This is a genomic window from Arthrobacter sp. E1SS-5 (assembly GCF_057073715.1).
This window is the reverse complement of sequence record NZ_CP172703.1, coordinates 195,950-218,105: the sequence shown is the minus strand read 5'-3', so window position 1 is coordinate 218,105 and position 22,156 is coordinate 195,950. Positions and strand designations below refer to the sequence as shown.

The window sequence follows — 22,156 nt, the reverse complement described above, 5'->3', positions numbered from 1 at the left end:
GCCGGGCCGGCGTCGTCCGGTGGGCAAGGCGGCTGGCGACGCTTCGGGCAACTGGGCGTCAGGCAATCAGAGGCCCATCCGCTCAAGCCACAGCTTGGCGTCGTGGATCTCTGGCTCGGTGGGCAGGTGGTCCGCCGACTCCCAGACCTTGTTGAACCCGTCCATGCCTGCCACATCCACCACAGCGCGGACAAACCGGGCGCCGTCGGAGTACTGGCGCATCTTGGCGTCCAGGCCCAGGAGGCTGCGGATGAACTTCTCCACCACGCCGCGGTCCTTGCCGCGGTCGTTGAAGCGCTGCCGGATGGTCTTGACCGAGGGGACGATGCCGGCGTCCACGGCATCCATCACCACGTTGGCATGGCCTTCGAGCAGGCTCATCACCGCTGTGAGGTGTGAAATGGCGGCCTTTTCCTCCGGGTCCTGCAGCAGGTCAAGGATGGCGCCGCGGCGCGGCGCGTCACCGGTTGCCGAGCGGTCCTTCAGGGAGCGGGCGGCAGCGGAGGCCCGCTCCATCAGGGAATCGACGTTGCCCAGGAGGTGGCCGCTGAGGTTGTCGATTTGCTCCAGCATGTGGTGGCGCAGCCAGGGTGCGGCCGCAAACTGGACGCGGTGGGTTTGCTCGTGGAGGCATACCCAGAGCCGGAAATCCTCCGGCGTGACGTTGAGCTCGCGCTCCACCGAGACGATATTCGGCGCCACCAGCAGGAGCCGGCCGCCGGCGGGAGCCGTGGAGTTCTCGGCCAGTGCGGCGAAGGGGTCGTACTGGCCCAGAACCTTGCTGGACAGGAAGGCCAGGACGGCGCCCAACTGGCTGCCGGTGATGGCGCCGCTGACGCCGGCCGCCGAGGGGCTCAGGGATCCGCGCCGGCTGTCCAGCATCTTTTGCATGGCAGGCTTGAGCATCACCGCGAAGCTCTGGGTGTTGGCCTTGGCCCACGATGCCCGGTCCACCACCAGCACCGAGGAGTCCCGGAGGTCGCGTGCCGCCTCCAGCCCGGTGATTTCATGGACGTGCTGCACTGAGGCGTCCGCAAGACGGCGCAGGCTGTCCACCGCATCGCCGATGGCCTTTTCGTCGAGCACAGGACCGGCCGGAGCCAGCCGCGCGGCGGTGGAAGCAGCGAGGTCCCAGTTGATCAGGGCCTGCGCCTGGTCGGGCTGGACCCCATTGGATTGGGCCCCGCTGGACTGGGCTGCTGAGGACAACGTCGATGCGGACTCGCGCGCAGTGGACTCCATGAGTCCCATCAGAACACAGCAGGCTGGGGATCGTCCTTAAGTTCGCTCACCGGCGAACTTCCACAGCCGCTGCACAGGAGGCCGAAAGCGCGGCCCCAGCCAGGGCGGCCAAGCTGGAATTACAGGAAGATACCGCCCCGAAGGAGGCCGCCATGATCCCCTACCGCCCTGTTCCTCCCCTGGCCGCGGGCCCGCGCAAGGGCTGGGCATCGGTGCTTGCCGCCGTCGTGATGGCTGCGTTCCTGGGAGTCCAGCCGCAGCAGCGGCAGCGGTATTAGCGGCAGCCGCAGCCTGCAAGTGCCGTGGCCGCCCTGTCCAGTGCTTCCTTGTTGCCGGCTGCCCCGGGCGTCAGGCCGTTGCCGAGGAACGAGAACACCAGGAGCCTGCCATCGGCGTCCACCACATAGCCGCTCAGCGCCAGCACCGTGTTCAAGGTCCCGGTTTTGGCCCGCACCAGCCCGGCTCCGCCGGAGGTGGTGGCGTCTCCGTACCGCATGTCCAAAGTGCCGGACAAGCCACCCACCGGGAAGCCGTCCAGGACGGCACGAAGCCTGGTATCGGCACCGGTGGTGATGGCCCGCACCACGTCCGTGAACTGGCGGGCCGAAACCTGGTTGCCCATGGCCAGTCCGCAAACATCCACGAGCTTCATGGTGTCCTGGGACAAGCCCGCGGCCCCGGCTTCGGCGGCAACCACCGCGGTGGCGCCGTCATTGCTGCCCGGCCGCCCGGTGGCCACCGCTGCCATGCGCCCCATGGTCTCGGCCAGGTAATTGTCCGAGACCTGCAGCATGAGGTTCACCTGCTCCGCCACGGTGGCGGACTCAGCGGCAGCGAGGACTGCGGCGTTGGATGGGGAAGCTCCGGGGGAACGTTCGACGGCGGCCGCAACGGTGAGTCCCGCGCCGGCACCTGCCGCACGGAGCCGGGCAGCGAATTCCTGGGCCGCAGCCACGGCGGAGTCCTGCGGGCGGGGGCCGGTGGTGACGGCGGGATCGAACCGCCCGGAGTTCAGCGCCAGCGGGTACAGCGGAGCGATTTCCCCGGCTTCCACGTCGCCGGACTGCCAGTTGGGGTTCAATGCGGGACCTGAAAAGAGGGAATCATCCACCAGCACTGTGACTTCCCCGGTGGTTCTGGCGGCCTGCAACGCCTGCACGGTGGCTGCGGCAAGCGTGGCCAGGCCCGCGTGGCCCATCACCTGTTCCGGCTGCGACTCCCCGGCGCCCAGCAGGACGTCGCCGCCGCCCACCAGCACCACCTGTCCCGGGGCAGGGCCCTGCACCACCCGCGTGGTGAAGCGGTGGTCGGGGCCCATGGTCCGCAGCGCGGCCAGCGATGTGAGCAGCTTAAGGTTCGACGCCGGAACCCGGCCTTCCGCGCCGCCCCGGTCAAAGAGGACCTGGCCCGTGAGCGCGTCCTGCACCATGCCCGTGAAAGTACCGCCGCCGTCGGCCTTCAACACCGGGTCCACCTGCGCTGTCACCGCCGGCTGCGCGGGGACCGGAGCGGACGGCTGGAGCGGGGCAAGCACCTGCGGAGCGGAAAGCGTGGCGGGCGGTTGCTGCCATGCAGGCGGCGCGGGGGCGGGCGCCGGAGCCCCGGGGCCTCTGAATCCCGGGACCACCAGCAGGACTCCCGGGATGGCAAGGACGACCAGGATCAAGGCGGCGAGGGCCAGCGGCCAGGGCTTGCGCGGACGTTGGACCTGGCTTTCCCGACGGCTGGACCGACGGGCGCGCAACGGTTCCCCGCCGGTTGATTTGGTCATGCTGGTGCTGGTCCTCAAGTCCTGAAATTTCCCCACAAGTTCCTGATTCCAGGGCCTCTCGCTATATCCTCAATTGTAGTCGGCGGCACCGACACTCTTTTTTGTGGGCCCGTCAAGTGTGCCGCGCACCCCCTGCAATTGCCGAGGAGCATTCCCATGAAGCACGACGTGACCATCGAGATCCCCAAGGGATCACGCGTCAAGTACGAAGTTGACCACGAGACCGGCCGCGTCCGCCTGGACCGCGTCCTCTTCACCTCCATGCAGTACCCCACGCACTACGGGTACTTCGAGAACACCCTCGGCGAGGACGGCGACCCGCTGGACGCACTGGTGCTCCTGCAGGACTTCGACCTGCACCCCGGCGTCATCGTTGAGTCCCGCCCCATCGGCGTCTTCAACATGACCGACGACGGCGGCGGAGACGCCAAGATCCTCTGCGTTCCCGTGGATGCCCGCTTTGACCACATCCAGGAAGTCAGCGACGTCAACGAATTCCTGATCAAGGAAATCGAGCACTTCTTCACCCGTTACAAGGACCTGGAGCCCGGCAAGTGGGTCAAGGCCGAGGGCTGGGGCGACCGCGCCGCCGCCGAAGCCGAGCTGGAAGCGTCCATCAAGCGCTACGTGCCCACCGGACACTGATTTACCGGCGGACCAGAAGTCCCCGTCTGCTGGACAAATCCCCGCGCAACGCGAGGGGGAATTGTCCGGAAGGCGGGGACTTTCCGTTTGAACCGGCCCCGTGAACTTGTGGCATGGTGGGGCTGTGAGTCCCGAGCCAGCCCTGACCTCCCAGCTTCTGTTCCACCCGCCCTGCGGTCCCGTCAGCGGATGGCGCGACAGTGACGTCATCCGTGCCACCGGCATCCCCTACGCCCGGGCCCAACGGTTCCAACCGCCGGCCCCGGTCCCGGACTGGACTGCCGAGTTTGCCGCAACGTCCCTCTCCCCGGCGTGCCCCCAGGCGCCGGTGCCGTTCCTCGACGCCGTCCTGGGCACCAAATATGGTGAGCTTCCCGGCAGCGAGGACTGCCAGAACCTGTCCATCACCATGCCCGGCGACCTCATGCCTGACGAGAAACTGCCCGTCATGGTCTGGATCCACGGCGGTTCCTACACCACGGGATCCGGGGACCTGGCGATCTTTGACCCTGCCCGGCTGGTGGCCGAGAACCGGGTCCTCGTGGTCTCCGTGACGTACCGCCTGGGTTTGTTCGGTTTCCTGGCGACGCCTGCCGGGCGTCCCGGCAACCTGGGGCTCCTCGACCAGCTCGAGGCCTTCCGCTGGGTGCAGCGGAACATCGCTGCCTTCGGCGGCGACCCCGGCCGGGTCACTGCCTTCGGCCAGTCCGCCGGTGGTGATGCGATCGCCCACCTGATGGCCACGCCGGAAGCGCCGGCCCTCTTCCAGCGCGCCATCATCCAGAGTGCGCCGTTGGGCATCACCCGGGGCCGGGCGAAAATGAACCACGCCATGGGCGTCGCTGCCAACGGAGTCACGGAACAGACGCCCGCCATGGACGTGGTGGCCCTCGAAGCACGGGTCACGCAGGTGGCCAAGAAGTTCGGCATGCTCGCGGCCATGCCCTTTGGCACCCAGTATGGCCACGATCCGCTCCCCGAGGAGTCCGGGATCGAGGCGGCGTGGAACCGGACTGCCCCTGCCATCGAGGTGCTGATCGGGCATACCTCGGAGGAGGCGCGACTGTTCCTCCCCCGCAGCCCGCGGCTGATGCGCCTGGCCAGGGTTCCACTTGTGGGCCGTGCCGCCGTGCGGGCCATCGACTGGGTGGTGACCGAAACCGTGTACGGACGGGCAACCCGTCGCTTCGCCCGCCGGCATGCCAAAGCAGGCGGACAAGTGCACCGCTACGTCATGGACTGGCACGCGCCCGGCAACATCTTCGGCGCCGCCCATACTGTGGACCTGCCGCTCCTGTTGGGAAACCGGAAGACCTGGGAGGGTGTGGGGCTGATCGCCGGCACCCGCTGGGAGGACGTGGACATGACCGGCAGGGCGGTGAGGTCCTTGTGGGCCGGTTTTGCCCGCGGGGATGACCTGGGTGAGGCCGGTGCAGTGGACGACGCCCTCCGCTACCGGCGCGTCTGACAGGACAATGAGGACCCTTGGCGTGGACCTGGCCGCCGCCACGAAGAAGACCGCCGTGGCGGTCATCGAATGGCGCGATGACCAGGCCACACTCGCCCACCTTGCCCTGGACGTAAACGACCAGGAGATTGTGGACCTGTTCGGCACCTGTGACATGACCGGCGTCGACTGTCCCGTGGGCTGGCCGGACGCGCTGATCCCCTTCCTGGCCGGCCACCTGAACTTCGATGCCGCCCCGGTCCTTGGGCACGACGGGATCGCCGGCCGCAGGTTGTTGGCCTACCGGGACACCGACCGCTTCGTCACCAGGGAAACAGGGCTGATTCCGCTCAGCGTGTCCGCGGACAGGCTGGCCCACCCCGCCATGCGCTGCGCCGTGATCCAGGCAAAGATCGCGGCGCTCCACGGCCCGCAGCTGCGCGACGGCTCAGGGCGCCTTGCCGAGGTGTACCCGGCGGCATCACTGAAGATCTGGGGCCTCAACGGGCGCGGCTATAAGGGCCGCGGCGTCCCCGAAGCCGAACGCCTGGGCCTCCTGCTGGCGGCCCTCGAAGAGCAGGCCCCGTGGCTGGACCTGGCCGGCCATCGGGACCGGATCACCGCTTCGGACGACCTGTTTGACGCCGTTATCGCCTCGCTGACCGCCCGGGCCGTGGCCCGCCGTCGTACGCTCCTGCCGGATGCCGCCCACGCGGCTGCCGCCCGCAGCGAAGGCTGGATCCACCTGCCGTCCTGCCCCCTGGACGAACTCCCGCAGGATTAGGTCAGCCGCCCAACTTCCAGTTGCGGATCTCCTCCGGGTCCTCGCCGTGGGTACGGGTGTGCTCGCGGGCCCGGGCGCGGCGGTCCTGCAGTTCCTGGCGCAGGAGTGAGTGCTTCTCGGCCAGGCCGGGAACCCTGTCGATGGCGTCGATGGCCAGGGTGTAGCGGTCGATGCCGTTCAGCATGGCCATGTCAAAGGGCGTGGTGGTGGTCCCCTCTTCCTTATAACCGTGCACGTGCAGGCCCTGCTGGTTGGTCCGCCGGTAGGCCAGCCGGTGGATCAGCGCCGGGTAGCCGTGGTAAGCGAAGATGACTGGCTTGTCCGGGGTGAAGATCCCGTCGAAGTCGTGGGCCGGCAAGCCGTGGGGATGCTCGCTCTCGTCCTGGAGCCGCATCAGGTCCACCACGTTCACCACGCGGACCTTGAGCCCCGGCGCACCGTCGCGGAGCAGTTCGGCGGCTGCCACGGTCTCCACGGTGGGGACGTCTCCCGCGCACGCAAGCACGACATCGGGCTCCTCGCCGGGCACTTCCGAGCCGGCGAAGGTCCAGATGCCCAGGCCGCGGCGGCAGTGGTTGGCGGCGTCGGCGGGGCCAAGCCAGGTGGGCGAGGGCTGCTTGCCGCTGACCACGATGTTCACGTAGTCCGTGGACGCCAGGCAATGCTCCATGACGGACAGCAGGGTGTTGGCATCCGGCGGCAGGTAGACGCGGATGACCTCGGCCTTCTTGTTCACGGCATGGTCGATGAACCCCGGGTCCTGGTGCGAGAACCCGTTGTGGTCCTGCTGCCACACGTGCGAGGACAGCAGGTAGTTCAGCGACGGGACGGGCTGGCGCCAGTGCAGTTTGCGGGACACCTTCAGCCACTTGGCGTGCTGGTTGAACATGGAGTCGACGATGTGCACGAAGGCCTCGTAGCAGTTGAACACCCCGTGCCGTCCAGTCAGGAGGTAACCCTCCAGCCAGCCCTGGCACAGGTGCTCGCTCAGCACCTCCAGGACCCTGCCGGAGCGCGAAAGGTGCTCGTCGACGTCGTCAATCCGGTACTGCCACACCTTGTCGGTGACCTCGTAAACGTTCTGGAGCCGGTTGGACGCCGTCTCGTCCGGGCCGAACAGCCGGAAGTTCTCCATGTTCTGCCCGATGACGTCCCGCATCCAGGAGCCGAGCGTCACCATGGGGCTGACGCGCTCGACGCCGGCGCTGGGAACCTCCACGGCGTGGTCCTGGTATGCGGGCAGTTTCAGCGCGCGCCGCAGCAGCCCGCCGTTGGCGTGCGGTGTGGCGCTCATGCGGAAGTCGCCGGTGGGCGCGGCTTCGGCGACGTCGGGCCGGAGGCGGCCGTCGCCGTCGAACAGTTCGTCCGGGCGGTAGGACTCCAGCCACTCCTCCAGCTGCTTCAGGTGCTCGCCATTGGTGCGGACCTCGGACAACGGCACCTGGTGGGCCCGCCAGGTGCCCTCTACCTGCAGCCCGTCCACGGTGCGGGGCCCGGTCCAGCCCTTCGGCGAGCGCAGGACGATCATGGGCCAGCGGTGCCCGCGCTCCCCCGCCTCTTCCCCGGCCGCGTCCTGCCGGTGGGCGTCCTGGATGGCCCTGATACCGGCCAGGCAGCGGTCCAGCACGGCCGCGAAATCCCGGTGTGCCTGCGCGGTGTCATCCGGGTCCGCCACTGTCACGAAGTACGGCTCATGGCCGTAGCCGCGCAGCAGCTGCTCCAGCTGCTCCTGCGGCATCCGGGCCAGGACGGTGGGGTTGGCGATCTTGTAGCCGTTGAGGTGCAGAATGGGCAGCACAGCGCCGTCCACGGCCGGGTCCAGGAAGTTGTGCGAGTGCCAGCTGGCGGCCAGCGGCCCGGTCTCCGCCTCGCCATCACCGATGACGACGGCGGTCACCAGCTGGGGGTTGTCGAACACCGATCCGTAGGCGTGGGCCAGGGAATACCCGAGCTCGCCGCCCTCGCTGATGGAGCCGGGGCTTTCCGGGGCCGCGTGGCTGGGGATCCCGCCGGGGTAGGAGAACTGCCGGAATAGTTCGGCCAGGCCGGCCTCGTCATTGCCCACGTGCGCATAGATTTCGGAGTACGTCCCCTCCAGCCAGGCATTGGCGACGACGGCGGGACCGCCATGGCCGGGGCCTGCAACAAAGAGCATCTCGAGGTTGTCGCGGCGGATTGCGCGGTTCAGGTGGGCATAGACGAAGTTGAGTCCAGGGGTGGTGCCCCAGTGGCCCAGCAGGCGGGACTTGGTGTCCTCGGCCTGCAGCGGTTCGCGCAGCAGCGGGTTGGAGCGCAGGTAGATCTGGCCTACCGACAGGTAATTGGCCGCCCGCCACCATTTGTCGACGAGTTCGAGTTCTTCCTGGGGAAGGTCATTCTGCGGTGTTTCGTCCTGCATCTCATCCTGCCCAGTGCTGCCGGCCATAACCATCCTCACCTCGGGTGTGCCGCTGCAGGCGGCCGTTCCCCCATCGCAACAGATGAAGGGGCAGGCAGGCAACCCCCGCCGTCGAACCTTGCCCTGTGGGCCGTGGGCACCTGTAGGGTAATAAGCAAGCTTAGTTTTCGCTGCGGCGAAGGCTGGGAACATCAAATGTGGGGAGATCAAGACATGCCAGCCGAAGACGACGTCGTAATTCCCGGAGTTCCGTCCAGCGAACCTCCGGCACTCGAGGAGCCCACCACCCCGCGGGAGCCGCTGCCCCCGAAACCGGACCAGCGCGGCCCCGAAGCCGTATCCCCCACCGGCAGCCCGACGGGTGCGCCGGCCACCGCCCGCGCCCAGTCCGGCCAGTACCTGACCACGGCCCAGGGGCTGCGGCTGCACGATACGGACCATTCCCTGAAGGCCGGGGCGCGCGGTCCCATCCTTCTGCAGGACCATCATCTGCGCGAAAAGATTACCCATTTCGACCATGAACGGATTCCTGAGCGCGTGGTCCATGCACGGGGCGCGGGAGCCCACGGCGTGTTCCGTTCCTACGGGACGGCTGCCAAAGTCACGCGCGCCGGTTTCCTTGCCGCGGACGTGGAGACGCCGGTGTTCGTCCGGTTCTCCACCGTGCTGGGCTCCCGGGGCTCCGCGGATGCGGTCCGGGACACCCGCGGATTCTCCACCAAGTTCTACACGGATGAGGGCACCTACGACCTCGTGGGAAACAACATCCCGGTGTTCTTCATCCAGGACGGCATCAAGTTCCCGGACGTAGTGCACGCGGCCAAGCCGCATCCGGACCGCGAAATTCCGCAGGCCCAAAGCGCGCACGACACCTTCTGGGATTTCGTGTCGCTCCACACCGAGGCGCAGGCCCATACCCTGTGGAACATGTCCGACCGCGGCATTCCCCGGTCGTACCGGACCATGGAGGGCTTCGGCGTCCACACCTTCCGGCTGGTCAACGCCGCCGGTGACACCACCCTGGTGAAGTTCCACTGGAAGCCCAAACAGGGCGTGCACTCGCTGGTCTGGGAGGAAGCCCAGATCATCAACGGCATGGACCCGGACTTCCACCGCCGCGATCTGGCCGACGCCATCGAAGCCGGCGCCTACCCGGAATGGGAGCTCGGTATCCAGACGTTCCCGGACACCGAAGACCAGATGTTTGAGGGCATCGACCTGCTCGATCCCACCAAGTTCGTCCCCGAGGAACTCGCGCCGGTCCAGCCCATCGGGCTCATGACCCTGAACGCGAACCCGACGAACTACTTCGCAGAGACCGAGCAGGTGGCGTTCCACCCCGGGCATCTGGTGCCGGGCATCGATGTCACCAACGATCCCCTGCTGCAGGTGCGCCTGTTTTCCTACCTGGACACCCAGATCTCGCGCCTGGGCGGGCCCAACTTCGCGCAAATCCCCATCAACCGGCCGCACGCGCCGGTCAATGACATGCTCCGCGACGGCATGCACCAGACGGCGGACCACGCCGGAGTAGCGCCGTACCGGCCCAATTCGCTGGACGGCGGCTGCCCCTTCCTGGCTGGGCAGGACATGGGTGCGTATGTGGACGTGCCCGAGGCGGTTGCGGAATCCATCAAGGAACGCCGCAACCCGGCCTCCTTCGACGACCACTACAGCCAGGCCCGGTTGTTCTTCCGGAGCCTCAGCGCGGTGGAGCAGGACCACGTGATCCAGGCGTACACCTTCGAACTCGGCAAGTGCTTCGAAACCGCCGTCCGCGAACGCCAGCTCCAGGCATTGGCCAACATCGACGCCGGGCTTTGCGCCGCCGTCGCCGCCGGTCTGGGCATGCCCGCCCCCGAAGCCACCGAGCAGGTCGCGGACCGCGGCCCCAGCCCGGCCGTGTCCCAGGTGGGTAAAACCTGGCCGGTTGCCGGGCGGGTGGTGGGCATTATTGCCGATTCCTCCAGCGACCTGGCCGAAGTGGAGGCGGCCCGCAAAGCGCTCGACGGCGATGGCATGGTTCCGCTGGTCATCGCACCAACAGGCGGCATGCTTTCCTCCGACGGGCTTTCGGTGACGGTGCAGCGCACCTTCCTTACGGCGCGGTCAACCGAGTTCGATGCGCTGATCGTCGCCGGAGGAAAGCAGCCCGGCCCTGACGCCACCGCCGGGCGCGACGCCAAGGCCGGGGAGCCGGTTGCCGGCCCGGATCCGCGGGTGGCCCTCATGCTGTCCGAGGCGTACCGCCACGCCAAGGCCATCGGCGTCTGGGGCTCCGGCTCCGCCGTTCTTGAGGCGATCGGTATCCAGCAGGAAACGGTAGGCGTCGCCGCGGGAGACAACGCTGCCGACGTGACTGCCGAAGTTTCCGGGCTGCTCGCCGCGCACCGCGCCTGGGACCGGTTCCCGGCAACCGGAGCAGCTGGTCCCGCAGCTTCGCCCGCAGAGCGGTAGGCCGGGCGCGGCCCCTGGTCTGCGGATCCACGGCCGGAGCCTGCATCGAACACTGATGCGGGCCCCGGCCGTGTCTTGGCGGGTTACTCAGGGCTGCCTTGTGCAGAATCCGGCCGTTCCCCAGTTCCTACTTCCGGGTAGGGTGGACCCAGAATGTTCACCCTCACCATCAACCAGACGGACAGCCGGCGCGACGGCGACCAGGTGCCGCAGCTGCTCAAGGCTCTGCGGCACATTCCCGCGCGGCTGGACTTCGACCGGTCTGTCGAGGACGAGGTCCAGGGAATTGTCGACTGCCCGAACCAGGCCGTGGACGCCGCCCTCATCGCCCTTCGCAGCGGGCACTGGTACGTGGGCATCGGGGCAGGGCCGGTGGATGAGCCACTGCCCAACCAGATCAAGCATGCATCCGGCCACGGCCTGGTCTACGCCCGCCGCGCGGTGGACCGGCTCCGCAACGGCAAGGAGCGGATCCCGGTTGCCGTGGAGGGGCCGCGGGCTGACGTAGCCCACGATGCCGAAGCCATCCTCCGGTTGCTGGGCCACATCGTGCGGGAACGCTCAGGCGCGGAATGGCGGGTCCTGGACCTCTTGACTCCCGGCGTCCGCGGGCAGCAGAAAGCGGTGGCGCAGGAACTGGGGATCACCACCCAGGCCGTCAGCAAAGCCGTCGCGCGGGCGCAGTGGAACGAGGAACATGCCGCGCGGCCCGCAGCTGCCCGGTTGCTGGCGCTGATCCTGGCGGCGGGTTAACCGCGTCAGCCGGGTGCCGCCGTCGTCCTCTGTTTGGGCCCGTTGGGCTCCTTAGCTGCCGGTAGCCGCCATCACGGGCTCGCCGTTGAAGTACTCCAGTTTCCAGCCATCGATTGCGTGGTGGTGCGCCAGGTTGAGGGCGGCGTTGTCCACGCTGGCCAAAGTCTGGCCGATGGCGCGGCTGAGGCTGACGCGCAGCAGGGTTCCGTGAGTGACCACCAGGAGCCGCTGGCCCCGGAACTCCTCCGCCAAGGTTTCCAGTGCTGCAAGCCCACGGTCCGCGGCCTCGTCTTCGCTTTCGGCACCCTTGAACCCGCCGGGGACACGAAGCGCGTCCAGCTCCGGTCCGGCCTGCATCCCTTCAGCGGGGCCGAAGCTGCGTTCGGTCAGTTCCGGAACGCGCCGGGATACTGTCAGCCCGAGCCCCGCGGCAATGAGGTCCGCGGTTTCGGCGGCGCGGCTCAGCGGCGAGGAAACGATCGCGTCCCACTCGTACGGAGCAAGGATGGCGACGGCGTCCCGCGCCTGGCCGCGTCCCACGTCGTTCAGGGGGATGTCGGTTGCCCCCTGCAGCCGGCGCTCGGCATTCCAGTCGGTCTGGCCATGGCGGACGAGGGCGAACGTCGTAAGGGTCATGCACCTATTCTGCCTTGGCTCCGGGCCGGGACCGGAATCGCGGCAGCGGGCTTTGTCTACAGGCGCCTTACAGGAGGCTGCGCAGCACGTGGGCGGCGCCGTCGTCGTGCACTGAGTGGGTGACCTCATCCGCAGCGGCCACCACTTCGGCCGGAGCCTGCCCCATGGCGACGCCGCGGCCTGCCCAGGTGAGCATCTCGATGTCGTTCCGGCCGTCACCCACGGCAACGGTGAGGTGCTCCTCGAAGCCGAGCCGCACCCGGAGGTTTTCCAAGGCGCTGGCCTTGGTCACCCCTGCGGCCGCGATGTCCAGCCATGCGGTCCAGCCCACGGAGTAGGTCACTCCCGCCAGGCCCACGTGGTTGATGGCCTCGTTGAACTCCTCGGGCGTGTTCTCGGTGCTGAACACCACAACGCGGACGGCGGTAGACTCCAGCATGGTGTGGAAGTCGACCCCCACGGCCTCGACGCCAAAGCTGGCGTCCTGGAACCGCTCCGTTGACAGGAAGTTGCCGTCGGCATCCTCCAGCGCATACTTGGCGGACGGGAGGCGTTCGCGGAGGGCGCGCAGGGCGGGGGCGGGATCAAAGGTGGCCTTGTGGATCACCTCGTAGCCCTTTTCCAACCCGGGATGGAGCCGAAGCGTCACGCCGCCATTGGAGCAGACGGCGTATCCGCGCTCGATGCCGATCTTCTCGATGATGGGAAGCGTGGCATTCAGGGAACGGCCGGTGGCGATCATCACCTCGTGCCCGGCGGCCACTACGGCCTGCGCCGCCTCGCGTACCCCAGGGGACATGTGGCCATCATGGTTCACCAAGGTGCCATCTACGTCCAGGGCGACCATGAACTTCTGGTCGATAGCGGTGAACTCGATGTTGTTCAGGGTGTTGTTCTTGTTGTTCTCTCGCCGGTCATCGTTGCCGGCGACTGAGGTTTCAGTCAGCGTTGTCATCCACATAGTGAACCAGACGTAACTGACACGCGCTAGGACGGGGACCACAGGTTTATTGAACTGTTGATTAACTCGGCGGGTTTCCACACTCTTCAAATGTGCTCGCATTAACGGCGGAACGATGGGCCCGGCAGGACTCCCCTCAAATCGGACTAATCCCCCCGCCGTTCACTAGGGAATTGTCTGCGGGACGGGGAATGTTCCACCGTTATCCACATGGCAACTCCTGGCTGCCGCTTCAGCCGACCGGTAGGCCGAGTATGTGCTTATGAGATCGGATGAAGCTGTCCTGATTTTGGCCAGCCGGCGCCGGGCCTTGACGGGGAACAGTCGGTCACTGAGCCGCGGGTACAGGAACGGCACCTTGGTCAGGGTCAGGGCCGGTGTCTATTTCGGCAAGGCGGCCTGGCTTGCCCTCCAGCCCTGGAAGCGGTACGGAACCACCGTGGCCGCAGTGGCTGCAGCCTATCCCGACACCGCCTTCTGCTATGTGACGGCCCTGCGTCTTTGGAATCTTCCACATCCCGGTGTTCCAAGCCATGTCCACGTCATTACCCGCTCTCCACACAAGGCGGGCAAAAAATCATCGGGGACCACTGCAGCGCGCGATCCTGCGACCGGGCTCACCGGCTTGGAGAACGTCCGCAGCTACGGTCTGGACCGTCACTTTTGGCCGGCTGAAACGGTGCAGCGTGGAGCCTTCAGCGTTACGTCCCTTCGCCAGACGGCGATGGACTGCATTGTAAGGCTGGAACTGCCGGATGCTGTGGCTGTTGTAGATGCAGTACTTGGCCCGGAAAGACGTCCCGGAGAAGGACTTACACGTCAGGAACTGATAGATGCATCTGAAGATCTGGCGTCTGCGGCAAAGCGCCGCCGGGTCCGGGAAGTGCTGGCGCTTGCCAATGAGGCTTCTGAGTCAGTCGGCGAGTCCCGCAGCAGGGCGCTTATCCACGTGCTAGGACTGCCCGCACCCGTCCTCCAACGCGTGTTCCATGACCACGAGGGTTTCATTGCGCGGACGGATTTCTTCTGGCCTGAGGCCGGAGTGATCGGCGAGTTTGACGGCGACGCAAAGTATCTCGATGAAAGCTTGCTGAGCGGACGAACTACCCAGGAAGCCATCCTGGCGGAGAAGAAGCGGGAAGACAGGTTGCGGGCCCTTGGCTACAAGGTGGTCCGCTGGGACTGGAAGACCCTGGCCAACCCGGACCTCCTGCGTCAACGGCTCGCGGCTGCCGGCGTCGTGCCACGGAAAACCCCGCCCCGTGGTCGAGACCCCCATGCATGACGGGGGGAATAGTCCACAAGGCGGGGATTTTCCGCACGACCTTACAGGACCGGAAGAACCTCGAGGCCGCCCAGGTACTTCTGCAGCGCCTTGGGCACGTTGACCGAGCCGTCCGCGTTCTGGTGGTGCTCCAGCAGGGCCACGATCCACCGGGTGGTGGCCAGGGTGCCGTTCAAGGTTGCCACGGCGCGGGTGCCCTTGGAGACGCCCTCCGCATTGACGATGCGTTCGCGGATGTTCAGGCGGCGGGCCTGGAACGTGGTGCAGTTGGAGGTGGAGGTCAGTTCACGGTAGGCGCCCTGGGTGGGAACCCAGGCTTCGCAGTCGAACTTGCGTGCCGCGGAAGTGCCGAGGTCGCCGGCGGCGGTGTCGATCACCCGGTACGGCAGCTCGCACTTGGCCAGCATCTCCTCTTCCCAGGCCAGCAGGCGCTGGTGCTCGGCAGCGGCTTCCTCGACAGTGGTGTAGATAAACATCTCCACCTTGTTGAACTGGTGCACGCGGATGATGCCGCGGGTGTCCTTGCCGTGCGAACCGGCCTCGCGGCGGTAGCAGGAACTCTGGCCGGCGTAGCGGATGGGGCCGGCGGAGAAGTCCAGGATCTCGTCGGCGTGATAGCCGGCCAAAGCCACCTCGGAGGTGCCCACCAGGTAAAGGTCGTCTTCGGCGAGACGGTAGATCTCAGCGTCGTGCTTCACGTCAAAGCCGGTGCCCTGCATGGTCTCCGGACGCACCAGGGTGGGCGTGATCATGGGAACGAAGCCCGCTTCGATGGCCTGGTCCATGGCCATCTGCAGCAGCGCCATCTCCAGCCGGGCACCCACGCCCTTGAGGAAGTAGAAGCGGGCACCGGAAACCTTGGCACCGCGTTCCATGTCGATCGCACCGAGCAGCTCGCCGATCTCCAGGTGGTCGCGCGGTTCGAAATCCGGGAATTCGCGCGGCGTGCCGACGGTCTTGACCACCACGTAGTCGTCCTCGCCGCCTTCAGGAACGCCGTCCTCCACGAGGTTGGGAATGGTGCGGAGCAGTTCTTCCTGCTTGGTCTGCGCGGCATCGGCCTCAGCGGAGGCGGCCTTGACGGAGTTGGCCAGCTCCTTGACCTCGGCCAGCAGGGCCTGCTTCTCCTCGCCCTTGGCCTTCGCCACCTTCTTGCCGAACACGTTCTGCTCGGCGCGGAGGTTCTCGAAGCGGAGCAAGGCCTCGCGGCGGGCGGAATTCGCGGAGATGATCGCGTCCACCACTGATTCGTCCGCGCCGCGGGCGCGCTGGCTGGCACGGTACTTGTCCGGGTTTTCGCTGAGGTCTTTTACGTCGATCACCTGACAAGGGTATCCAATTCACCGCACGACGGCGGGCGGCCGGCTCCGTGCCCCCTCCCGCCGCGCGCCGGGCTACTGTTGAAACACCATGAGCGACTGGATTCTCTACCTGCTGATTGCGGTGGCGCTTGCCTTCGCCACCTCCAGCTGGTGGGGGGTACGGCGCCTCAAGGCCCTGCATGTGCGCAGTACCGTGGCCGGCGAAGCCTACGACTCCGGGCTGGCGCAGCAGCGCGTGGCAGTAGTCCTGAACCCCATCAAGGCGCGGGCCGGGGAAGCCAGGGAAATGATTCAAAGGGCCTGCCTTGCGGCAGGGTGGGACGAACCGGTCTTCTTCGAGACGACGGCGGAGGACCCCGGCTTCTCCCAGATGCAGGCAGCGCTGGCAGGAAAGCCCGACGTCGTCCTGGTGGGCGGCGGGGACGGCACGGTACGCGTCGTGGCTGAGGCCCTCGCACGCACCGATGTTGCCATGGGCCTGATTCCCCTGGGCACCGGCAACCTGTTGGCCCGCAACGTGGACCTGGACGTGAACGACCTCCACGGAAATATCCAAACGGCCCTTTTCGGCCGGCAGCGCTATATCGACACCGCCCGGATGGCCATTGAGAACTCGCGGACCGGGCACTACTCCGAGCACGTGTTCCTGGTCATCGCGGGCATCGGCATGGATGCCGAGGTCCTGGCCGACACCAACGCGGGGCTGAAGAAGGCCGTGGGCTGGCTGGCCTACACCGAGGCCGGCGTGCGGCACCTCCCGGGCCGGCGGAAGAAGGTGTCCATCGCCCTGGACGGGAATCCCGAGCAGATCCGGAACATCCGCAGCGTACTGTTCGCCAACTGCGGCCTGGTGCCGGGCGGCATCGATTTCATCCCGCAGGCCATGATCGACGACGGCATGCTGGACGTGGTGGTGATGAGCCCGCGCAGCGCCATTGGCTGGCTCCTGATGTACGTAAAGATCATGTTCAAGCACAGCGGGAAGCTGCCCATCATGACCGTATACCGGTCAACCAAGGTGGTCATCAAGTGCCCCGAGCCGATGCCCACACAGCTCGACGGCGATACGTCCGGGGAAGCAACGCAGCTTACGGTTCAGGTGGAGCCCCGGTCGCTCCTGGTCCGGGTTAAGGGTCAGGTACAGGCCAGCGGGGCAACCGCGCGGTAAGGGGGAGCGGCGCCCGGCGGGATGCCGGAATCGACGCAGCGCCGGAATCCGGCCGCTGTCAGTCCCCGGATTCCGTCTCCGCCTCAGCACCGTGCTTGGCAGCGGTATGGGCTTCTTTCGCAGCGGCATGCGCTTCGGATTGCTCGCGGATCATGGCCTGCTCCTCTTCGAAGCGCAGGCGGTCGGCGCGGTCCGCGTCGTCCCCGTCCCAATCCTGGTTGTCCGCCGCCGGCTTGGGGTTGACGATCATCCCCTGGCCGTCGTTGTCATTGCTGCTGGTCATGACCCGCTCCCTTCATCAGGGGCCATACCCCATGTGGATCAGGCAAGCATACGCATTGTCCACAGCCCGCGGAAGTACTTCCAGAGGCATACGCCTACGCTGTGCGCGAAGCCTCGGAACCGCTTTCACCTGCAACGGACTCCGCGGCGAGTATGGATTGGACCCAGGTGTCCGCCGCTGAGAAGGCTGCATCGGAGGTATGCGCCGCGACTGGGGTGACCTGCCCGTCGGCCCTGGCGTACGAGCCCAGGTAGCGGGTTCCCGGGCTGATGCGGTGCAGCCCCGCGAGCGCATCAGCCACCCTTGCGTCGCAGGCATGGCCGTCCGCGTCGATACTGAAGAAGTAGTGGCCCAAGTACTGCCCCGTGGGCCGGGATTCAATCCGGCTGAGGTTGACGCCGCGGGTGGCGAACTGGTCCAGGATCTCCATCAACGCGCCCGGGCGGTCCTCCGGAAGCGGGACCACAACCGTCGTCTTGTCCGCTCCGGTACGCGCCGGGAGCGCACCGGGCCGGCTGACCAGGACGAAGCGCGTCACGGCTCCGGGATTGTCGCCAATGTCCTCTCCCAGCACTGACAGCTCCGGCTGCTCCCGGGCCACGAGCGGGGCGCAGATTGCGGCGTCGTAGGTGCAGTCCTGTTCCAGCAATCCGAGTGCGGCCGCAGCAGTTGATGAGCCAGGCACATATTCCGCTTCAGGTATGTGCTTATCCACCCACAACCGGCACTGGGCCCAGGCATGGCCATGGGTCGAAACCCGCCGCACCTCTTCCAGCCCTATGCCGGGCCGGGCTACCAGGACAAAGCTGATGGGAACCAGGACCTCGCGGATGATGCGCAGTTCCTCGCCGGAGGCGATTGCATCCAAGGTGGCGGTAACTCCGCCCTCAACCGAGTTCTCGATGGGGACCATGGCGGCGTCTGCTGATCCGTCGCGCACCCGGTCGAGAGCTGCGTTGACGTTCGAGGCCGGGACCCTGACGGCCTGGAGCGCGTCCGGCACCTGCAGGAGGGCAGCCTCGGTGAAGGTGCCTTCCGGGCCCAGGAAGGCGTAGGTTCGGGAGCTGCCGGGCACTAAAGGACCAGCGGCTTAAGTCCGTTGTCCGAGACCAGGGGCTTGCCGGATTCCAGCCACTGGTCCATGCCGCCGGAGACGTTAATGGCGGTGTAGCCCTGGCCGGTAAGCCACTGGGCAACGCGGAAGGACCGCCCGCCCGTGCGGCAAATGACGTAGAGGTCCTCATCCGGATCGAGTTCCCCGAGCCGGGCCGGGATCTGGTCCATGGGGATGTGGAGTGCGCCGTCGGCGTGCCCTGCAACCCACTCGTAGTCTTCCCGGACGTCCAGGATCACTGCGTCGGCGGGGACGTCGTGGACGGGGACGGTATCGAAATCGCTCATCGGAGTCCTGTCTTGGCGGATCAGAGTTCGCTTTAAGCCTAGCCCTTCCGCCCCTTGGCACCCCGAAAGGGCCGGAAAAGCCGCGGGTTAGGCTGGAGGAACCCAAGGAGGTTTCCATGTCCCAAAAGATCGCCGCCCTCACCGGGGCATCGGCAGAGCCCGGCCGCAACATGGAACCCGCGGCCAGGCCACGAACGGCCGCGCATATACATGGCTGAACTCCACGAACTCCCGGCACTGGCCCTGCGGGACCTCCTGCGGAGCGGAACAGTATCCTCCGTGGACACCGCCACCCATTTCCTGTCTCAGATTGAACAGCGGAACCCCCTGCTCGGCGCGTTCATCACCGTGACCGCGGACCGGGCATTAAAAGAGGCCCGGGCGGCTGATATCCAGCACTCGCGCACCGACGTTGGGGACCTGTCCATGCTGCACGGCATGCCGCTTGCCTTTAAGGACCTTACGGACGTCGCGGGCGTAGTGACCACGCACGGCAGTGCCGCGCTGGAGCACAAGGCCGCCCCCGTCGACAGCCCACTGGTCTCCCTCTTTAGGGATGCCGGCGTGACCATGCTGGGCAAGACGCAGGTGCCCGAGTTTGGACTGACCGCTTACAGCGAAAACCGCATCGCACCGCCGTCGCGCAACCCCCACGCACCCAGCAGGAGTTCCGGAGGCTCCTCCGGCGGCAGCGCCGCTGCCGTGGCGGCAGGGCTCCTGCCTTTCGCCCCGGGGACCGACGGCGGCGGATCCGTCAGGATTCCGGCCGCCGCGTGCGGGCTGGTGGGGTTAAAGCCGGGCCGGGGGCTCGTGACGGCCGGGGAAGGCGCGGGCGACCCCGCCCGGCTGGTGGTGCCCGGCCCCCTCGCGCGGAGTTCAGGGGACGCAGCGCTGATGATGGACGTCCTGGCTCCGGGGAACGCCTACCTCCAGGCGCTCCAACAGGAGCCGCCGCGGCTGCGGATTGGGATCACCCTGGACAGCCCGTGGTCAAGCACTTTCCCCTTCACGGTGGAGCAGGAGTCCCTGGACGCGCTCCGCGCCGGCGTTGCCCTCCTGGAGCATGCCGGCCACGTTCTCGGTGATGCCGCCATCCGCTACGACAACCGCTATCCGGATGCCTTCACCACCGCCTGGACAGCTGGTGTGGGTGCCGCCAGGATCAGCCCCACCCGGGAGGCGCTGCTGGCACCCCTTACCCGGACCTTTCGGCGGCGGGCCCAGCAGCGAAGCCCCGCCAGGCTCGCGGAGGCGCTGGCCTTCCTGCGGCAGTTCCAGCACGACACGGTGACGCAGTTCGGGCAATGGGACCTGATGCTGATGCCCACGCTGGCACAGACTCCACGGCCCGTGGGCTGGTTCACCGGCACGGGCCACGGAAGCGACCGCTGGCCGGCCGCTGAGTGGCCCGGGGATGCCGACGGCGACTACCGGAAACAGTGCGAATACGCGCCGTGGTCCTCCATGGTGAACGTGTGCGGACTGCCGGCCATCACCCTTCCCGTGCACTGGACGGGAGGAGCTGCCGGCTGCGGACTTCCCATGGGCATCCAACTGGTGGGTCCCATGGGCTCGGAAGCCCTCCTCCTGCAGGTGGCGCACCAGCTGGGCTATTAGGAATAGCCGCCCTATCAGGAGGCTGCCCCGGGCCTGTTGACCTGGATCTAACGCCCCCTTAACCCGCTGGTAACCGGGGCCGCGCACACTGGAAATGCACGTTTCAGCACCCTCCATTCGCCCTCCCCCACGAGGAGTTGCCACCATGAACGCTGAACAGGCTGCGGCGAGCGCCGTGCCCACAGAGACCGTCGACGACGAACGGCCGGACCTGAGCAACGCAAATGTCAGGGAGGACCTGGCCTTGGCCGGCCGGTGCGCACTGGTCCACCTGCCCACGGGCCGGACCTGCCTCCTCCCGCTCCGGCACCAGGGGCCCTGCGAGTTCCACGGCCCCCAGGAGGCGCAGGATGTGGTGTCCAGCGGCGACTGACAGCTGCCGGCTCTGCTCTCTCGACTCCCGCACCCGGCAGGAGGACGATTAAAGGGCAGTCACCATAAGGAGGTCTGTGATGTGCTACGCATCGAGCAAGGACTTCGGGTGGGGCGCAAAGAAGGAAACCAAGCGTCGCCCTGAAGCGGAACCGGCAACCCCTGCGGAACTTCCGGAGGAGCCGGTCAAGGCACAGAACTTCACGTTCTGGGCCTTCCCCAACTGGCGCAGGACGCCTGCGCCGCGCACCCGCACCCCCTCAGCCGAAGCGGACAAGGACCAACGGAGCAGGGAGAGGGTCTGACGCCCGGGGAATCACCCGGGGTAGAAGTCAGGAATGAACGGAAGGGTTCTCATGGAGGGCCCTTCCGCCATGTGCCCCGCAATCGGTCCTTGACTCATGCAGCTCCCGACACCGGGCCAGGCGGCCGGTCGTTGTGCTGTCCCACCAGGCCGTCTATGGTTGAACAATAAGCATGCTTAGCATTCTGGGAAAGGGGACGAGCATGAGCGCAGGACAGTACACTCCGGGGCCGGACCGCCGGCCGGAAGGGGACACCGGCACGGCGCCGTCTGACGCCGCCCGGCCGGCGTCAGACCGCGCAACCTATGGCAACGCACCGTCCTACTCAACGGGTGAGCCGGTGACGCCTGCCGCCGGAACCACCCCCGCCCCCAGGGCCGGCGGCGCCCCGGACCGCAAAGTCACGCGCACCGGAGTCATTTGGGCAGCGGTGGTGGCGGCCCTGGTGCTGCTGATCCTGCTGATCATCTTCATCCTGCAGAACCAGGAACTGGTCCTGGTGAAGTTCCTGGGCTTCGAAGGTTCCGTCCCGCTGGGAATGGCCCTGTTCATCGCCGCCGTGACCGGTGCTGTCCTGGTGGCCGTGGCAGGCGGTGCGAGGATCCTGCAGCTGCGCCGGAACGCCCATCGGTCCAGGGTGCAACAGCGCAGGTAAGGGCACCGGGCACAACCAAAAGAGCCACCGGCAAGGAAAGGCGGCTGGGGATGGGCAAGGTTGTGGTGATGAACCACGTGACGCTCGACGGCGTCATGCAGGGTCCAGGCCGGCCGGATGAGGATACGCGGGGCGGATTCAGCGACGGTGGCTGGGCGGTTCCGTACGCCGACCAGGCCACCGTGCAGAAGATGGGCGAACGGATGGGCCCGGACCACGCCTTCCTGCTCGGGCGGCGTACCTACGGGCAGCTCCTCGAGTCATGGAACGCCCGGGGCGGCCCCTTCAAGGAGGCCCTGAATAACACGCCCAAGTACGTCGCCTCAACGGACCCCGCAGCCAGGCTGGAGTGGCCCAACTCCAGCCTCCTGCACGGTGACGTTCCCGCAGCCGTAAAGGAACTCCGGGAAGGCCTTCCCTCCAACCTCGTGATCATGGGCAGCGGGGTGCTGATCCGCGCACTCATGGCGGCCGGGCAGATCGACGAATACCTGCTCATGATCCACCCGGTGGTCCTGGGCAACGGGCAACAGCTTTTCGCCCGCGGCACCAAGGTCCGGCTGCGGCTCATCGAAGCCGCTCCCACAAGCACCGGCGTCCTCCTGGCCTTGTACACCCCGGACAAGCAGGATTAGGGACGCCAGCCGGAGCAGG

22 protein-coding genes are annotated in these 22,156 nt (G+C 67.2%); 13 read left to right on the top strand and 9 right to left on the bottom strand.

The features are described 5' to 3' along the window. Positions 1–66: 66 nt before the first annotated feature. Entirely contained in the window at positions 67–1,242 is a 1,176-nt protein-coding gene (locus ACIGJD_RS01085) for a zinc-dependent metalloprotease (protein WP_483687917.1), read from the bottom strand. Between the two features lie 152 nt (positions 1,243–1,394). On the opposite strand from ACIGJD_RS01085, the gene ACIGJD_RS01080 reads away from it, so the two are divergent. Continuing rightward, positions 1,395–1,520: a hypothetical protein gene (locus ACIGJD_RS01080; RefSeq protein ID WP_483687916.1), complete on the top strand. Its 126-nt coding sequence runs from the start codon at positions 1,395–1,397 to the stop codon at positions 1,518–1,520. Here ACIGJD_RS01080 and dacB read toward each other — a convergent pair. Continuing rightward, complete coding sequence (dacB, locus tag ACIGJD_RS01075; protein WP_483687915.1) at positions 1,517–3,013, bottom strand: D-alanyl-D-alanine carboxypeptidase/D-alanyl-D-alanine endopeptidase; 1,497 nt, start codon at positions 3,011–3,013, stop codon at positions 1,517–1,519. The two genes, ACIGJD_RS01080 and dacB, sit on opposite strands and share 4 nt — an antisense overlap. A gap of 156 nt (positions 3,014–3,169) precedes the next feature. Between dacB and ACIGJD_RS01070 the strand changes: the two genes are divergently transcribed. The 3 genes from ACIGJD_RS01070 to ACIGJD_RS01060 all read left to right on the top strand — a co-directional run bounded on the left by ACIGJD_RS01070 (position 3,170) and on the right by ACIGJD_RS01060 (position 5,889). Then, positions 3,170–3,658 carry an inorganic diphosphatase gene (locus ACIGJD_RS01070; protein WP_018762663.1) on the top strand — a complete coding sequence of 163 codons (489 nt, stop codon included), beginning with the start codon at positions 3,170–3,172 and terminating at the stop codon, positions 3,656–3,658. A gap of 124 nt (positions 3,659–3,782) precedes the next feature. After that, positions 3,783–5,126: a carboxylesterase family protein gene (locus ACIGJD_RS01065; RefSeq protein ID WP_483687914.1), complete on the top strand. Its 1,344-nt coding sequence runs from the start codon at positions 3,783–3,785 to the stop codon at positions 5,124–5,126. Between the two features lie 7 nt (positions 5,127–5,133). Further along, entirely contained in the window at positions 5,134–5,889 is a 756-nt protein-coding gene (locus tag ACIGJD_RS01060; RefSeq protein ID WP_483687913.1) for a DUF429 domain-containing protein, read from the top strand. 1 nt (position 5,890) lies between these two features. Here ACIGJD_RS01060 and ACIGJD_RS01055 read toward each other — a convergent pair whose 3' ends face one another. Beyond that, the gene (locus ACIGJD_RS01055; protein WP_483687912.1) at positions 5,891–8,314 is read right to left on the bottom strand and encodes a phosphoketolase family protein; all 2,424 of its coding nucleotides are present in this window, start codon (positions 8,312–8,314) and stop codon (positions 5,891–5,893) included. A 186-nt stretch (positions 8,315–8,500) separates the two neighbouring features. On the opposite strand from ACIGJD_RS01055, the gene ACIGJD_RS01050 reads away from it, so the two are divergent. Next, entirely contained in the window at positions 8,501–10,744 is a 2,244-nt protein-coding gene (locus ACIGJD_RS01050) for a catalase (protein ID WP_483687911.1), read from the top strand. 153 nt (positions 10,745–10,897) lie between these two features. After that, the gene (locus tag ACIGJD_RS01045; RefSeq protein ID WP_483687910.1) at positions 10,898–11,497 is read left to right on the top strand and encodes a hypothetical protein; all 600 of its coding nucleotides are present in this window, start codon (positions 10,898–10,900) and stop codon (positions 11,495–11,497) included. Positions 11,498–11,548: 51 nt separating this feature from the next. Here ACIGJD_RS01045 and ACIGJD_RS01040 read toward each other — a convergent pair whose 3' ends face one another. Together ACIGJD_RS01040 and ACIGJD_RS01035 are read right to left on the bottom strand one after the other, a co-directional pair. Beyond that, positions 11,549–12,133 carry a histidine phosphatase family protein gene (locus ACIGJD_RS01040; protein WP_483687909.1) on the bottom strand — a complete coding sequence of 195 codons (585 nt, stop codon included), beginning with the start codon at positions 12,131–12,133 and terminating at the stop codon, positions 11,549–11,551. A 67-nt stretch (positions 12,134–12,200) separates the two neighbouring features. After that, positions 12,201–13,088, bottom strand: coding sequence for an HAD family hydrolase (locus ACIGJD_RS01035; protein WP_483687908.1), 888 nt, complete (start codon positions 13,086–13,088; stop codon positions 12,201–12,203). Positions 13,089–13,533: 445 nt separating this feature from the next. Between ACIGJD_RS01035 and ACIGJD_RS01030 the strand changes: the two genes are divergently transcribed. Continuing rightward, entirely contained in the window at positions 13,534–14,379 is an 846-nt protein-coding gene (locus ACIGJD_RS01030) for a hypothetical protein (RefSeq protein WP_483687907.1), read from the top strand. Between the two features lie 41 nt (positions 14,380–14,420). Here ACIGJD_RS01030 and serS read toward each other — a convergent pair whose 3' ends face one another. Next, positions 14,421–15,701: a serine--tRNA ligase gene (gene serS / locus ACIGJD_RS01025; protein WP_142131656.1), complete on the bottom strand. Its 1,281-nt coding sequence runs from the start codon at positions 15,699–15,701 to the stop codon at positions 14,421–14,423. 88 nt (positions 15,702–15,789) lie between these two features. Between serS and ACIGJD_RS01020 the strand changes: the two genes are divergently transcribed. Beyond that, entirely contained in the window at positions 15,790–16,869 is a 1,080-nt protein-coding gene (locus tag ACIGJD_RS01020; RefSeq protein ID WP_483687906.1) for a diacylglycerol/lipid kinase family protein, read from the top strand. Positions 16,870–16,927: 58 nt separating this feature from the next. On the opposite strand, the gene ACIGJD_RS01015 is transcribed toward ACIGJD_RS01020, so the two are convergent. From ACIGJD_RS01015 to ACIGJD_RS01005, 3 genes are all read right to left on the bottom strand, one after another. Next, positions 16,928–17,152 (bottom strand): hypothetical protein, encoded by a 225-nt coding sequence (locus tag ACIGJD_RS01015; RefSeq protein ID WP_142131659.1) that lies wholly within the window; start codon positions 17,150–17,152, stop codon positions 16,928–16,930. Positions 17,153–17,246: 94 nt separating this feature from the next. Beyond that, complete coding sequence (gene pheA, locus ACIGJD_RS01010; protein WP_483687905.1) at positions 17,247–18,227, bottom strand: prephenate dehydratase; 981 nt, start codon at positions 18,225–18,227, stop codon at positions 17,247–17,249. Beyond that, positions 18,227–18,553: a rhodanese-like domain-containing protein gene (locus ACIGJD_RS01005; protein WP_142131663.1), complete on the bottom strand. Its 327-nt coding sequence runs from the start codon at positions 18,551–18,553 to the stop codon at positions 18,227–18,229. The genes pheA and ACIGJD_RS01005 overlap by 1 nt, the downstream gene beginning before the upstream one ends. Before the next feature lie 210 nt (positions 18,554–18,763). Between ACIGJD_RS01005 and ACIGJD_RS01000 the strand changes: the two genes are divergently transcribed. From ACIGJD_RS01000 to ACIGJD_RS00980, 5 genes are all read left to right on the top strand, one after another. Beyond that, the gene (locus tag ACIGJD_RS01000) at positions 18,764–20,170 is read left to right on the top strand and encodes an amidase (RefSeq protein WP_483687904.1); all 1,407 of its coding nucleotides are present in this window, start codon (positions 18,764–18,766) and stop codon (positions 20,168–20,170) included. Between the two features lie 145 nt (positions 20,171–20,315). Further along, complete coding sequence (locus ACIGJD_RS00995; protein ID WP_483687903.1) at positions 20,316–20,543, top strand: hypothetical protein; 228 nt, start codon at positions 20,316–20,318, stop codon at positions 20,541–20,543. Positions 20,544–20,622: 79 nt separating this feature from the next. Then, entirely contained in the window at positions 20,623–20,847 is a 225-nt protein-coding gene (locus ACIGJD_RS00990) for a hypothetical protein (RefSeq protein ID WP_483687902.1), read from the top strand. A gap of 202 nt (positions 20,848–21,049) precedes the next feature. Continuing rightward, positions 21,050–21,502 (top strand): LapA family protein, encoded by a 453-nt coding sequence (locus ACIGJD_RS00985; RefSeq protein WP_483687901.1) that lies wholly within the window; start codon positions 21,050–21,052, stop codon positions 21,500–21,502. Positions 21,503–21,552: 50 nt separating this feature from the next. Next, positions 21,553–22,137, top strand: a complete 585-nt coding sequence (locus tag ACIGJD_RS00980) for a dihydrofolate reductase family protein (RefSeq protein WP_483687900.1) — start codon at positions 21,553–21,555, stop codon at positions 22,135–22,137. Positions 22,138–22,156: the final 19 nt, after the last annotated feature.

What these genes read in the sequence shown, in the direction of transcription:
- ACIGJD_RS01000 (WP_483687904.1), top strand. Translation starts at nt 18,764, where the DNA reads ATGGCTGAACTCCACGAACTCCCGGCACTGGCCCTGCGGGACCTCCTG.
- ACIGJD_RS01005 (WP_142131663.1), bottom strand. Translation starts at nt 18,553, where the DNA reads ATGAGCGATTTCGATACCGTCCCCGTCCACGACGTCCCCGCCGACGCA.
- ACIGJD_RS01020 (WP_483687906.1), top strand. Translation starts at nt 15,790, where the DNA reads ATGAGCGACTGGATTCTCTACCTGCTGATTGCGGTGGCGCTTGCCTTC.
- ACIGJD_RS01015 (WP_142131659.1), bottom strand. Translation starts at nt 17,152, where the DNA reads ATGACCAGCAGCAATGACAACGACGGCCAGGGGATGATCGTCAACCCC.
- ACIGJD_RS00980 (WP_483687900.1), top strand. Translation starts at nt 21,553, where the DNA reads ATGGGCAAGGTTGTGGTGATGAACCACGTGACGCTCGACGGCGTCATG.
- ACIGJD_RS01035 (WP_483687908.1), bottom strand. Translation starts at nt 13,088, where the DNA reads ATGACAACGCTGACTGAAACCTCAGTCGCCGGCAACGATGACCGGCGA.
- ACIGJD_RS01070 (WP_018762663.1), top strand. Translation starts at nt 3,170, where the DNA reads ATGAAGCACGACGTGACCATCGAGATCCCCAAGGGATCACGCGTCAAG.
- ACIGJD_RS01050 (WP_483687911.1), top strand. Translation starts at nt 8,501, where the DNA reads ATGCCAGCCGAAGACGACGTCGTAATTCCCGGAGTTCCGTCCAGCGAA.
- ACIGJD_RS01045 (WP_483687910.1), top strand. Translation starts at nt 10,898, where the DNA reads ATGTTCACCCTCACCATCAACCAGACGGACAGCCGGCGCGACGGCGAC.
- ACIGJD_RS01085 (WP_483687917.1), bottom strand. Translation starts at nt 1,242, where the DNA reads ATGGAGTCCACTGCGCGCGAGTCCGCATCGACGTTGTCCTCAGCAGCC.
- ACIGJD_RS01040 (WP_483687909.1), bottom strand. Translation starts at nt 12,133, where the DNA reads ATGACCCTTACGACGTTCGCCCTCGTCCGCCATGGCCAGACCGACTGG.
- dacB (WP_483687915.1), bottom strand. Translation starts at nt 3,013, where the DNA reads ATGACCAAATCAACCGGCGGGGAACCGTTGCGCGCCCGTCGGTCCAGC.
- ACIGJD_RS01060 (WP_483687913.1), top strand. Translation starts at nt 5,134, where the DNA reads ATGAGGACCCTTGGCGTGGACCTGGCCGCCGCCACGAAGAAGACCGCC.
- ACIGJD_RS00990 (WP_483687902.1), top strand. Translation starts at nt 20,623, where the DNA reads ATGTGCTACGCATCGAGCAAGGACTTCGGGTGGGGCGCAAAGAAGGAA.
- ACIGJD_RS00985 (WP_483687901.1), top strand. Translation starts at nt 21,050, where the DNA reads ATGAGCGCAGGACAGTACACTCCGGGGCCGGACCGCCGGCCGGAAGGG.
- ACIGJD_RS01055 (WP_483687912.1), bottom strand. Translation starts at nt 8,314, where the DNA reads ATGGCCGGCAGCACTGGGCAGGATGAGATGCAGGACGAAACACCGCAG.
- ACIGJD_RS01080 (WP_483687916.1), top strand. Translation starts at nt 1,395, where the DNA reads ATGATCCCCTACCGCCCTGTTCCTCCCCTGGCCGCGGGCCCGCGCAAG.
- ACIGJD_RS00995 (WP_483687903.1), top strand. Translation starts at nt 20,316, where the DNA reads ATGAACGCTGAACAGGCTGCGGCGAGCGCCGTGCCCACAGAGACCGTC.